This window comes from Streptomyces rectiviolaceus (genome assembly GCF_039533825.1).
Taxonomy (GTDB): domain Bacteria; phylum Actinomycetota; class Actinomycetes; order Streptomycetales; family Streptomycetaceae; genus Streptomyces; species Streptomyces rectiviolaceus.
In genome coordinates, this window is the sequence record NZ_BAAAUG010000130.1 from 1 (window position 1) to 12,427 (window position 12,427).

Sequence of the window (12,427 nt, forward strand, 5' to 3'; positions counted from 1 at the left end):
GGGCCTGCCGCCGGTCCCGCCCCCCGCGGCGGAGGGCCTGCCACCACCGGTCCCGCCCCCCGCAGAGGGCCTGCCGCCCTGCCCCTGGGGCCGAGCCCTGCGCTGACCCTGGCCCTGGCCCTGGCCCTGGCCGCCCCCGCCACCTTGCCCGGCGGGACGCCTCCGCCCCCGCTGGGGCGAAGCCTGCTGCTGCTGGGGGACGTCGATGACCACCGGCACCCCGGACGGCTCCCGCGCACCGGTGATGCGGGCCAACTCCTCACCCGTGGACGTCACACGCGCAGTGTTAGGGCTGATCTCCGCGTCGGACATCAGACGCGTCATCTCCCGCTTCTCGTCCGGCAGGACGAGCGTGACGACACTGCCGGACTCACCGGCGCGGGCCGTACGGCCGCCGCGGTGGAGGTAGTCCTTGTGATCGGTGGGCGGGTCGACGTTCACGACCAGGTCGAGGTCGTCGACGTGGATCCCGCGGGCCGCCACGTTGGTGGCGACCAGCGCGGTGACCTGCCCGGTCTTGAACTGGTCAAGGGTCCGGTTGCGCTGCGGCTGCGAACGGCCGCCGTGCAGGCCCGAGGCCCGCACACCGTTGGCGAGCAGCCGCTTGGTGAAGCGGTCCACCGCGCGCTTGGTGTCCAGGAACATGATCACCCGGCCCTCACGGGCGGCGATACGCAGGGCCACGGCCTTCTTGTCGGTCTCGTCGGCGACGTACAGGACGTGGTGTTCCATCGTCGTGACCGCGCCCGCGGACGGGTCGACCGAGTGGACGACCGGATCGGTGAGGAACATCCGGACCAGGCGGTCGATGTTCTTGTCGAGCGTCGCGGAGAACAGCATCGTCTGGCCACCCTGCTCCACCTGCTTCAGGAGCGCGGTGACCTGCGGCATGAAGCCCATGTCGGCCATCTGGTCGGCCTCGTCGAGGACCGTCGTCCGCACCTGCGAGAGGTCGGCGTCGCCGCGCTCGATGAGGTCCTTGAGACGGCCGGGCGTCGCCACCATGATCTCGGCGCCGCGGCGGAGCGTACCCGCCTGCTTGGTGATGGAGAGGCCGCCGACGACCGTCGACATGCGGAGGTTCACGGACGTCGCGTACGGCGTAAGCGCGTCCGTCACCTGCTGCGCGAGCTCACGCGTGGGGACCAGGACCAGGGCGAGGGGAGAGCGCGGCTCGGCGCGCCGGCCCGCGGTGCGGGCGAGGAGCGCGAGGCCGAAGGCGAGGGTCTTGCCGGAGCCGGTGCGGCCACGGCCGAGGATGTCGCGGCCCGCGAGGGAGTTGGGAAGCGTGGCTGCCTGGATCGGGAAGGGCTCGGTCACGCCCTGCGCGGCCAGCGTCTTGAGGAGCGCCTCGGGCATGTCCAGGTCGGCGAACGCCTCGACGGAGGGCAGCGCCGGCGTGATGCTCTCGGGCAGCGCGAATTCACCGCCGACGGGCCTCGCCTTGGCGCGGCCGGGCTTCTTCGCGGCGCCCCTCGCCTGGCCGCCGCCGGCCACCGGGGCCTTTCCGCGTGCGTTCGTGGAGCGCCCGCGGGCAGGACGTGCGGGGCGGTCGGAGCGATTCATACGGAAATGCCTTCCTGGGCCTGGTGACAGCACAAGCCGGGACCCGCACCTTTCCGGTGCGGGCCCCGGCTATGAGGTTCGCGTGCTACGACGATCAGGCGGGAACGATGTTCTCGGCCTGCAGGCCCTTCTGGCCCTGCGTGACGTCGAAGGAGACCTTCTGGCCCTCGAGGAGCTCACGGAAGCCCGAGGACGCGATGTTCGAGTAGTGGGCGAAGACGTCGGGGCCGCCGCCGTCCTGCTCGATGAAGCCGAAGCCCTTTTCAGCGTTGAACCACTTAACGGTGCCAGTTGCCATGTCAATCTCCTCAACAGGGGCAGAGTAAGGAAAACCACGGAATTGTGGATTTCCAAGCGCTGCAATGACCCCCATCCCGGAGAGACCGGAAAAAAACAATAATGCGCCCTCGGAGCATTCCCGTCAGGCGCACATAAAGTTCATGGGTACCAAAACTGCGACGCATAAGCCTAACACGGACGAGGGACCCTGCGTTTCGGGGTCCCCGTGGGGTGCAGGGGGGTGCAGGGGCGGGTGGCGCGGACACCCCCTTACTCCACTCGCCGCGCGCCGGGCCGGGACGTCCCGGCCGCAGCGCCGGGCCGCACCGCCCCGGCCGGGACGTCGGGGCGAGATACCTGCCGCACGCACCTTCCTCCTGTCGGGGCACCCCGCTACCTTCAACCAAACAATCGCTTGGTTGAGCGACGAGTGGCCATGGCGACCGCTACTGAGGAAGGCGGCCCAATGCGCATCACCCGGACACGTTCGGCAGTCGGAGTCGCGGTCTCCGCGCTCGCCCTGGGCACCCTGCCCGCCTGGGCGGCCCACGCCGAACCCACCGCGCCCGAGCGCGGCACGGCCCAGCACGCCCCGCACTCCCGCCCCGCATACGACGGCGTACGCCACATCCCTCTCCAAGGGGCCGTCAACGTAAGGGACCTGGGCGGCTACCGCACCTACGACGGGGAGCGCGTCCGCTACGGCCAGGTCTTCCGCGCCGACGCCCTGGCAAAGCTCACCGACGCCGATGTCGCCACCCTCGCCGGACTCGGCCTGAAGAAGGTCGTCGACTTCCGGGTGCCGGCCGAGGTGCAGTACGACGGGCCCGACCGGCTGCCCGCCGGGCTCACCCCGACGTCCCGTCCCATCAGCGACAACGGCCTCTTCTCGACGCTGATGACCGTGATCGGCTCCAGGGACCCGGTCAAGCAGGAGGAAATGCTGGGCAACGGCAAGGCGGACGCCTTCATGCGCGGCGTCTACCGCACCTTCGTCACCGACAGCTCGAACCGCGCGCAGTTCGCGGCGACACTGCGCGACATCGCCCACGGCGGCAAGGCCTCACCGCTGCTCTACCACTGCACGGCGGGCAAGGACCGTACCGGCTGGACCAGCTACTTGCTGCTGCGCGCCGTCGGCGTCCCCGAGGCCACCGTCGTACGTGACTTCCTGGCGTCCAACACCTACCGGGCCGCGTACGACGCGAAGGTGCGCGAGGGCCTGAAGCAGAGCGGCCTGATGCAGAACCCGGATCTGCTGATCCCCCTCCAGGAGGTCCGCACCGGCTATCTGGAGGCGGCGCTTGCCGAGGTGAAGGGGAAGTACGGGAGCCTCAACGGCTATCTGAGGGAGGGGCTCGGGCTTGATACGCGGACGATTCTCGCGCTGCGGGAGCGGATGGTCGGCTAAGGCACGCGGCGGGCGCGGGGCGCGGAGGTCAGGCGGTCACGATCCCCTGCGCCCTCGCCGCCGCGAGCCAGGTCGGGAACTCCCCCACCAGTTGGTCGTACAGACGGTCGTCCGAAACGGTCCGAGGGTCGTGGCCCGCGTGGAAGAAGCCCGCGTTGTCGACGGCGCGCTTGGCCGGGACGGCGAGTTCATCCAGCTTGCGGAGGTAGTCGAACTGCTTGCTCTTCGCGTCGCCGAACCCGATGAACTGCCAGAACAGCGGCAGCTTCGATGCCTTGCACAGATACCGCTCGGCGGCGAGTTTATTGATGGGGCCGCCGTCGGTCTGGAAGACCACCAGGGCCGGCGCCGTGGAACCGCTGTCCACGTAGTGGTCGATCACGGCGTCCATCGCCAGGTGATAGCTGGTCTTGCCCATGTGGCCGAGCCCGGCGACGATCTCGTCGATCCGCCCGTCGTGGCGGTCGAGCGCGATCTCCGTGACGGCGTCGACGTCGGTGGAGAAGAAGACCGTGGGGACCGTGCCGTCGTCGTCGAGGTTCGCGGACAGGCCGAGGACACGATCGGCGAGGGCCTGGACGGTGCCGTCCTTGTAGTACGGCTTCATGGAGCCGGAGTAGTCGACGACGAGGTAGACGGCGGCGCGCTCGCCCTCCAGGCCGTGCTTGCGGAGGCTGACGCCCGCGGACTTGTAGAGGCTGACGAGGGCGGGCGCCGCCTCTTCCACCTTGCGCAGACTGATCGCCGGTCCCATGCGCCGCTCCACTCTCCGTACGTCCGTTGCAGGGAGCCGAGGGTACGGGAGAGGCCGGAGGCGTGAAGTGATCTCTTATGGGCTGGAGGACAAGGCCGTACTGATCACCGGTGCGGGCCGGGGCCAGGGGGCGGCGGAGGCGCGGCTGTTCGCGGAGGCCGGGGCGCGGGTCGTGGTCACGGACGTGCGGGAGGAAGAGGGGCGGGAGGTCGCCAAGTCCCTTGGCGAGCAAGGCCTGTTCGTACGCCATGACGTCGCGGACGCGGAGAGCTGGTCGTCGGCCGTGGCGGCCGGGGTGGAGGCCTTCGGCCGCCTGGACGCGCTCGTGAACAACGCCGCGCTGTGGCGGACGGCGTCCGTGGAGAACGAGACGTACGAGAACTTCGAGACCCTGATCCGGGTCAATCTCCTTGGCCCGTTCCTGGGGATCCAGGCGGTGCTGCCCGCGCTGCGGGAGGTGGGCGGCGGCTCGATCGTGAACGTCTCGTCGACGGCGGGTCTTGTGGGGATACGGGGGCATGCGGCGTACGGCTCGACGAAGTTCGGGTTGCGGGGGCTTACTCGGTCGTCGGCGCTTGACCTCGCGGGGTATGGGGTGCGGGTCAACTCCGTGCATCCTGGGGCTGTCGATACCCCGATGATCTCCTCGGCCTCCGCCGGGCGGGACTGGTCGCATCTGCCGCTCGGCAGGATGGGCCGCCCCGAGGAGGTCGGGGAGCTGGTTCTCTTCCTTGCCTCGGAGGCGTCGTCGTACATCACCGGGGCGGAGTTCGCGGTGGACGGGGGTTCGACGGCGGGGTAGGGCGGTCCCTGCGGGGCTTTCCCCAACCCCGCCCCTTCCCGAAAACCCGCTCTGGCGCGGGAGCCTTGGTTGCCGTCATCACCGGCTCCGCCGAGTTCGTCCTCAAACGCCGGACGGGCTGATAGTTCAGCCCGTCCGGCGTTTGAGGACATCTTGTAAGGGGGTCCAGGGGGCGAAGCCCCATGGTTTCGGGAAGGGGTGGGATTGGGGAAAGCCCCGCAGGGAACGCCCTACTCCGCCCGCTCCTGAAACGCCGGCAGCTCAAAGATCCGCGTCTTCGCATCGTCGTCCATCAACTCGACCAACGGCATGACCAGTTCCCACAGGTCCCGCTTGTCCACCTCCAGGGCAAGCGCGTCCAGATCCGCCGCAGGCAGCGCCCCCGCAGCATCGGCGACGACCTTGCGGGACTCCCCCGGCAACAGCTCCACCAGCGGCAAGAACTCCGCCCACAACCCGGTCACCACCACCGCCCGCACCACCCCGCCAAGCACCCCCGCATCCCGCAGGGAAGGAAGCACCGCGACCGCCCGCCGCTCCTCATCCCCGAGCAGCGCGACCAGCGGCAGCAGTGACTCCCACAGGTCCTGTTCGCTCACCGTCACGACCAGGGAGTCCAGCTGCTCCGGCGGCTGCGCGGCGGCGAGCGAGGCGATACGCCCCCGCTGCTCCCCCGTCACCATCCCGGCCACGGCCAGCGCCTCCGGCCACAGCCCCTCCCCCGACGCCGAGGCGATGACCGACGCCAGCCGTTCCGCGCCCATCAGCTCGATGATCTGGCCGAGCCGTTCGGGCACGTCGATCGCGAAGCCCGTCCGCAGGACGGCCGCGTCGTCCACCTGCGGCAGGATGCGCCGCAGCGCCGAGTCCGGCAGGTAGCCGACGAACCGCCCCATCGTCAGGTGGTCACCCCGCTCGGCGAGCGCCACCGCGATCCGTACCACCAGGCCCTCGTCGAGCCGGTCGACGATGCCCTTGATCCTGCGCGGGTCGAGATGCCCGCACGACTCCGCCGTGAACGACACCGGCAGCTTCTCGATGATGTCCGCGGCCCGCGTCGGTTCGAGGCGCCCTGCGACCCCGGCGGCCAGCCGCGGACCCAGTGCCTTCTGCGAGATCGCGGCCGCGACCCCGGCCGGCACCAGCTTCGTCGCGGACGCGATCCGGTCCAGCATCTCGGGCGTACGGTCGTAGAGCGCCGCGACGCAGCTCTCGCGGAAGCGGCGTACGTCCTCGACGGGGAGTGTTTGCAGGAAGGCGAGCCCGTCCGGTTGCACATCAAGGAGACGCGAGATCTTCAGGGTCTCGGCCCTGCTCCGCAGCTTGTCCATGGCCTGTTCCCTCCCTGTCCCTAGCGGAACAGAATCCGGCGTACGGGGCCCCGGGCAAGGGCCGGTACCAGTTTCAGCGCCTCCTCGGCGGCCTCGTTCAGGCCCGACGCACGCCGCTCGCGTTCCCGCTTCAGCGCGTCGGCCAGCAGGACCAACTGCTCGGGTGCCAACTGCCCGAAGGATTCCGGTGGTTCGTCCCGCAGCTCCTTGGCGAGCCGCTCCCGCGCTTCGGTGCTCATAGGGCCTCCCATGGCCGGTATGGATCCCGCGGTAAGGATCCCGAGACTGATGTGAAATTGACTATTAGTCAATAGGGGCGGATGCGGAAGGCGCGCTACCGCGAAACCGCACGTAATCTTGGGCGAATGAAACGTGCAGGCCTCCTTCTTCTCGCCGTCGCCCCGGTCGCCACGGTCGCCGTCTACCTCCTTGGCGGGGACTCGGACAGCGATGCCTCCGGAGCCGATCAGAAGGCGCCCGGCACCCAGCGGCCCTACGACGAGGACAAGTCGGCGGCCGAGATCAAGGCCGACGACAAGCTGATCGCGGAGCTGCCCCCGGGCCTCGCGGCGCCCGCCAAGAAGGAGCTGGCCCAGAAGCTCGTGACGAGCGCGGAGAACTCCACGCTGAACTGGCGCGGCCAGTACGGCTACATCGAGGACATAGGCGACGGGAACGGCTACACCGCAGGCATCATCGGCTTCTGCACCGGCACCCACGACCTGCTGACCCTCACCGAGCGCTACACGAAAGACCACCCGGACAACGGCCTCGCCCGCTATCTGCCCGCCCTGCGCAAGGTCGACGGCTCCGACTCGCACGAGGGCCTCGACCCCGGCTTCACCAAGGCCTGGAAGGCGGAGGCCGCGAAGCCCGCCTTCCAGAAGGCCCAGGACAGGACGCGCGACGGCGTCTACTTCGACCCGGCGGTGCGCCTGGCCAAGCTCGACGGGCTCGGCACGCTCGGCCAGTTCATCTACTACGACGCGATGGTCCTGCACGGCCCCGGCACGGGCCCCCGCGGCTTCTACGGCCTGCGTGAGGCGGCGCTGAACGAGGCGGACACGCCCGCGCAGGGCGGCAAGGAGAAGGCGTACCTGGACATCTTCCTCGACATCCGCACCCAGGCGATGAAGGAGAAGAAGGCCCACCGCGACACGTCCCGTGTCGAGACGGCCCAGCGCCAGTTCCTCTATGACGGCAATCTGAGCCTGAAGACGCCGCTGACGTGGAAGGTGTACGGGGAGACGTTCAAGGTCCCGTAGGCCCGCACACCTTCCGGAGGTCTCTCAGCCCTTGACGGCTCCCGCCGCGAGGCCCGAGCCCAGCTTCCGGTGCACGATCACGAAGAAGATCATCACCGGCACGGTGACCAGCGTGGAGCTGGCCATGACCGGGCCCCAGGCCGTGGAGTTCTCACCGAAGAACTGGTAAATGCCCACGGCGGCCGTGTACTTGTCGCTGCCCTTCATGAAGGTGTACGCGAACACGAACTCGTTCCACGCCGTGATGAAGGCGAAGATCGAGGTCGCGACGAGTCCGGGCGCCACCAGCGGAAGCAGCACCGACCGGAACATCCGGAACCAGGACGCCCCGTCGATGTACGCCGCCTCCTCGACCTCCTTCGGCACGGTCTGCACGAAGCCGCGCAGGGTCCAGATCGCGAAGGGGAGCGAGAGCGCGACGTAGACGATCGTCAGGCCGAGCAGCGAGTTGAGCATGTCGTAGTCCCGCATCTGGATGAAGAGCGGGATGACGAGCGCCTCGAGCGGCACCATCTGCACTATCAGGACCATGATCAGTACGGAGGTCCGGAACCGGAACTTGAAGCGGGCCACCGCGATGGCGGCGAAGAGCGAGAGCACTCCGGCCGCCAGGATCGTGCCGAAGCCGACGAGCGCCGAGTTCAGCAGATACGTACCGAAGTTGCCCTTCTCGAACACGTAGGTGAAGTGCTCGAAGCTGAGGCCGCTCGGCAGCACGTCCGAGCCGCGCGTGACGGCCTTCGGGTCGAGTGCCGTGGAGATCATCCAGTACACGGGGAAGAGCGTGAAGAGCAGCAGCGCGGCGACCGCGACGGGCAGCCCGATGCGTGCGGCGGGTGTGGCGCGACGGACACTCACAGGTCCTCCTCCCCCTGCCGGAACAGCGTACGGATGTAGACGATCGTGATGGCCAGGAGCAGCAGGGTCAGCAGGACCGCGGATGCCGCGCCCGTGCCGTAGTCGTTCTTGGCGAAGGCCTGGATGTACGAGAAGACGCCGAGGTTGTAGACCTCTTCGTTGGCGCCGTCGCCGCCCGGCATCAGATAGATCTGGGTGAAGACCTTGAAGTCCCAGATGGTGGAGAGGATGGTCACCACGAGGAAGACGGGCTTGATCGTCGGCACCGTGATCTTCCAGAACCGCTGCCAGGCGTTGGCTCCGTCCAGCTCCCCCGCTTCGTAGAGCTCCTTGGGGATCGTCATCAGGCCCGCGAGGACGGTGATGGCGACGAACGGGAAGCCGTGGTGGACGACGTTCAGGGTCGCGATCGCGTAGAACGGCCCGCGTTCGGTGAACCAGTTGGTGGTCTCGGGATCGATGAGCCCCATCGAGCCCGCGATCTGGCTGACCATGCCGTCCTGCGGCTGGAAGAGCCAGATCCAGACGTACGTCCCGGTGACGGCGGGCATCGCCCAGGCCGCGAGGATCGCGATGGAGCAGATCAACCGCCACGTCGGACCGAGGCGGTTGAGCAGCAGCGCGACGAGCGTGCCGAGTGCGACGGTGAGGCCGACACAGGCGATCGCGAAGAACGCCGTGTTGGGCAGGACCGTCTGCCACAGGAGTTCGCTGGTCAGCAGGTCGGTGTAGTGGTCGAATCCGGTGTACGTGCCCACTCCGCCGCCGAACTTGACGGCGTAGTCCTGCATCGAGAGCTTGCCGACCTGGATCAGCGGCCAGAGCAGCAGGCCCGCGAGGACCAGGAGGGACGGTGCGAGGAGCAGCCACGGCCGGGTGAGACCGACCAGCTTCTTCTTGCGGAGGGCTGCTTCGTGTTCGGGTCGGGGGGCGGCGGGGCGGCGACGGGCCGTGGTGTCTTCCTCCGGCCCGCCGCCGACGAGCGTGTCTTTCACTGTGCCGACTCGCCCTCGCCTACTTGTCCTTGGCGAAGATCGCGTCCATGTCCTTGGCGGCCTTGTCCGCCGCCTCCTGGACGGAGGACTTCCCGGTCAGGATGGACTGCACCATGCCGGGGATGACCTTCGAGGCCTGGATCTCGCCGTACGCCTTGGTCTTGGGGACGGTCGCGCCGGCCTCCAGCATCTGCTTGGCGAACGGCTCGACCAGCGGGTCCTTCTTGGCCTCGATCTTCTTCAGCTCGGAGTTCTGGCCGGGGAAGTAGTTGGTCTCATCGGCCCACTTGGCCGCGAAGTCACCCGTGGTCAGCATCTTCACGAACTCCCAGGCGAGGTCCTTCTTGTCCGTGTTGAACGTGGACAGGTAGGAGCCGCCGAGGAAGGACTTGCTCATGCCGCCGGTCTGGCCGGGGATCGGCACGGCGGCGAGCTTGCCCTTGAGGTCGGGGTTGGCCTCGACGATGGCCTTCGGGGTCCAGTTGCCGTTGACGGACATCGCGACCTCGCCCTTGCCCCAGGCGTCGCCGACCTCCTTCTCCGTCCAGGTGTTGACCTTGGCCGGGGAGACCTTGTCCTTGGTGGCGAGGCCGGTGTAGAACTCGATGCCCTTGACGGCTTCCGGGGAGTTGATGCCGGACTTCCACTTGCCGCCCGACTCGGTGGCGAGTTCGCCTCCGGCGCCCCAGATGAAGGGGGTGGCGAACATTTCGGCGCCGCCCGCGACCGGGAAGGGAATCATCCCGGGCTCCTTGTCCTTCAGCGTCTTGGCCGCGGACTGAAGCTCCTTCCAGGTGGTCGGGGCCTTCAGCTTGTGCTTCTCGAAGACGTCCTTGCGGTAGACGATGCTGCGTACGCCCGCGTACCACGGCATGCCGTACTGCTTGCCGTCGAGCGTGCCCGCGTCCTTGAGGCCCTCGACGAGGTCGTCGTTGAGCCCGGATTGCTTCACGTCATCGGTCACGTCGACGAGCGCGCCGGTCTCGGCGAACTGCGGCACCCAGGTCGTGCCGACCTCGGCGACATCCGGGACCTGGTCCTCGCCACCTTCGATCGCGGTGGTGAACTTCTTCTGCGCGGTGGCCCACTGCTGGTACTCGACGTGGATCTTGGCGCCGGTCTTCTTCTGGAACGCCTTCTCGGCCTCCTTGAAGAAGGGCCTGGCGTCGGGGTTGGTCCCCTCCATGATCCATACGGTGAGGGTCTTGCCCTTGCCGTCGGTCGCCTTGTCGCCGCTGTCGCTCCCGTCATCGCTGCCGCATGCCGTCGCGGTCAGTCCGAGCGTCATGGCGATACCTGCCGCGATGACCCGTCGCTTCATACCGGCCCCCTCATGGGTTCGTGCCTGTTCGTGCGCCGATCCGTTTGTGGAGTGATTGTGGCCACACGGACTCCATGCGGTCTAGACCCATCTGGGCCCGCTGCCGAACCGTAATGAGCATTGCGGCCAGCGCAATGCACAACGCGCGTTGCACATCCCGCAACGGCTTCACGCCCTAGCCGGGGTTCGGGGTGTGAGCAGGGTGCGCAGGTCGATGACGCGGTAGCCGCGGGCGTCGAGTGCTTTGAGGATGCGGGGCAGGGCCTGGGCGTCGATCACCTCGGTGCGGCCCTGTGACGCCCCGATGTGCATCTGCAGGACCGCTCCCGGACGCAGGGCGTCCAGTGCCCTGTCCACCGCGCGGTCCACCGTCATGCCGCCTTCGGTCCCCTTCCATCCGTTGGTGTCGGTGGTGAACTCGATGTCCGCGAACCCGAGGGCATTGACCTCCCTGATGTGCGCGGGACTGGTCTCGCCGTACGGGAACCGGAAGAACGGCGTCACCGCGCGGCCGCCTGCCCCGGCCGCGCGAAGGGCCCGGTCCGCCGCCACCACTTCGCGCTGCCGTCCGGCCTCGGTCAGGTCCTTGAAGTAGGGGTGGCTGAAGGAGTGGTTGCCCAGCCCGTGGCCGGCTGCCGCGATCTTCCTCACCACCGCGGGGTAGCGGTCGGCGAAGTCGCCGGTCAGGAAGAACGTGGCGGGTGCGCGACGGCGGGCCAGCTCACCGAGGATGTTGTCCAGACCGGCGTCGTTCCAGGCCGCGTTGAACGTCACGGCGATCACCCGCTCGCGCGTACGGATCACCCGGTTCTCCGATCCGAACAACGCCCGCAGTCCCTTGCCGTCCACGGTCGCCGCCGGGTGCACCGCGACGGCTTCGGTCGGCTGGACCACTGGACCCTGCGCGAGGGTCCACAGCAGGACGGCGAACACGGGACCTGCCCTGAGCAGGCGCCAGGTGAGAGGGCGGCGGTCCGTGATGACAGAGAGTGAGTGCATGCTCCAGCCATCGGCCGGCAGAGCCCCACCCTTGAGCACCTACCGCTCCCGCCCACGACGGCCAACTGGCGGTTGTGCTGCGGCCGACGGCCTGGACGCGGGCCGCCCTCAGGCAGGGCGCTTGGCCATGACGACCACGCCCGGCCCGCTCTGCTCATCCGCGGGGAGCCGGAGTTCGGCGACCGGGTGCAGTCCGGCCTGCTCGATCAGGTCCACGAGCTGCTCCGGCCGCCACTTGTGCGTGGTCCAACGAACGGGGACTTCTCCGTACGCCTCGGTGCGCACCACGTCCTCGTCGCCGACATGTGTCGCGGCGATGAAGCTCCCGCCCGGCTTCAGGGCGCGCGCGAAATGGGCGAGGACCTGAGGAAGGACATCGCGGGGGAGGTTGAACAGTGACCACCACCCGAGCACGCCGCCGAGGGACGCTTCACCGAGGTCGAGTTCGGTGGCGGAGGCGACGCTGAAGCGGCATTGCGGATGAAGACGGCGCGCGTTCTCGATCATGCGGGGAGAGAGGTCCACCCCGGATACGTCGAGTCCACGTTCGTCGAGGTAGCCGGTGACCGTGCCGGGGCCGCACCCGACGTCGAGGACGGGCCCGAGCTCGCCCACGGTGTCGGCGAAGGCGTCGATCGACGCCTTGAGCCAGGGATGGCGACGGATGTCGCCCATGCCCGTCGTCACCACCATGTGGGCGTAGTTGTCCGCCACTTGGTCATAGGACTCACGGACCACGTCGAGATCGGCCGGGCGGTCGATTGGGTGTGCGCGCATCAGCCAACAATAGGACGGCGGCCTTGGAGAGCGAGTTGTCCGGGGAGAGCGAGCTCAGCGCACAGCGCC

At 68.6% G+C, this 12,427-nt stretch carries 13 protein-coding genes; 3 read left to right on the forward strand and 10 right to left on the reverse strand.

The window, feature by feature from the left end:
* The coding region (locus ABD378_RS31740) for a DEAD/DEAH box helicase (RefSeq protein ID WP_344526495.1) at positions 1-1,566 on the reverse strand (1,566 nt) is incomplete at its 3' end.
* Positions 1,567-1,660: 94 nt separating this feature from the next.
* Entirely contained in the window at positions 1,661-1,864 is a 204-nt protein-coding gene (locus tag ABD378_RS31745) for a cold-shock protein (protein WP_160504463.1), read from the reverse strand.
* A gap of 447 nt (positions 1,865-2,311) precedes the next feature.
* Between ABD378_RS31745 and ABD378_RS31750 the strand changes: the two genes are divergently transcribed.
* Entirely contained in the window at positions 2,312-3,256 is a 945-nt protein-coding gene (locus tag ABD378_RS31750) for a tyrosine-protein phosphatase (protein WP_344526498.1), read from the forward strand.
* Positions 3,257-3,284: 28 nt separating this feature from the next.
* Here the strand turns inward: ABD378_RS31750 and ABD378_RS31755 are convergent, their stop codons facing one another.
* Positions 3,285-4,010, reverse strand: coding sequence for a vWA domain-containing protein (locus ABD378_RS31755; protein ID WP_344526500.1), 726 nt, complete (start codon positions 4,008-4,010; stop codon positions 3,285-3,287).
* 70 nt (positions 4,011-4,080) lie between these two features.
* Here ABD378_RS31755 and ABD378_RS31760 point away from each other — a divergent pair, with 70 nt between their 5' ends.
* Entirely contained in the window at positions 4,081-4,812 is a 732-nt protein-coding gene (locus ABD378_RS31760; protein ID WP_386546848.1) for an SDR family NAD(P)-dependent oxidoreductase, read from the forward strand.
* A 230-nt stretch (positions 4,813-5,042) separates the two neighbouring features.
* Here the strand turns inward: ABD378_RS31760 and ABD378_RS31765 are convergent, their stop codons facing one another.
* Together ABD378_RS31765 and ABD378_RS31770 are read right to left on the reverse strand one after the other, a co-directional pair.
* The gene (locus tag ABD378_RS31765; RefSeq protein ID WP_344526504.1) at positions 5,043-6,143 is read right to left on the reverse strand and encodes a hypothetical protein; all 1,101 of its coding nucleotides are present in this window, start codon (positions 6,141-6,143) and stop codon (positions 5,043-5,045) included.
* A 20-nt stretch (positions 6,144-6,163) separates the two neighbouring features.
* Positions 6,164-6,382, reverse strand: coding sequence for a hypothetical protein (locus tag ABD378_RS31770; protein ID WP_344526506.1), 219 nt, complete (start codon positions 6,380-6,382; stop codon positions 6,164-6,166).
* 126 nt (positions 6,383-6,508) lie between these two features.
* Here ABD378_RS31770 and ABD378_RS31775 point away from each other — a divergent pair, with 126 nt between their 5' ends.
* Complete coding sequence (locus tag ABD378_RS31775) at positions 6,509-7,408, forward strand: chitosanase (RefSeq protein ID WP_344526508.1); 900 nt, start codon at positions 6,509-6,511, stop codon at positions 7,406-7,408.
* Between the two features lie 24 nt (positions 7,409-7,432).
* Here the strand turns inward: ABD378_RS31775 and ABD378_RS31780 are convergent, their stop codons facing one another.
* The 5 genes from ABD378_RS31780 to ABD378_RS31800 form a co-directional block, all read right to left on the reverse strand.
* Positions 7,433-8,266, reverse strand: a complete 834-nt coding sequence (locus ABD378_RS31780; protein ID WP_344526510.1) for a carbohydrate ABC transporter permease — start codon at positions 8,264-8,266, stop codon at positions 7,433-7,435.
* Complete coding sequence (locus ABD378_RS31785) at positions 8,263-9,261, reverse strand: carbohydrate ABC transporter permease (protein WP_344526512.1); 999 nt, start codon at positions 9,259-9,261, stop codon at positions 8,263-8,265. The genes ABD378_RS31780 and ABD378_RS31785 overlap by 4 nt, the downstream gene beginning before the upstream one ends.
* 19 nt (positions 9,262-9,280) lie before the next feature.
* Positions 9,281-10,582: a sugar ABC transporter substrate-binding protein gene (locus ABD378_RS31790; protein ID WP_344526514.1), complete on the reverse strand. Its 1,302-nt coding sequence runs from the start codon at positions 10,580-10,582 to the stop codon at positions 9,281-9,283.
* A gap of 168 nt (positions 10,583-10,750) precedes the next feature.
* A complete protein-coding gene (locus ABD378_RS31795) occupies positions 10,751-11,581 on the reverse strand; it encodes a polysaccharide deacetylase family protein (RefSeq protein WP_344526516.1) in 831 nt (276 codons plus the stop codon).
* A 108-nt stretch (positions 11,582-11,689) separates the two neighbouring features.
* Entirely contained in the window at positions 11,690-12,358 is a 669-nt protein-coding gene (locus tag ABD378_RS31800) for a class I SAM-dependent DNA methyltransferase (RefSeq protein WP_344526518.1), read from the reverse strand.
* Positions 12,359-12,427 lie beyond the last annotated feature (69 nt).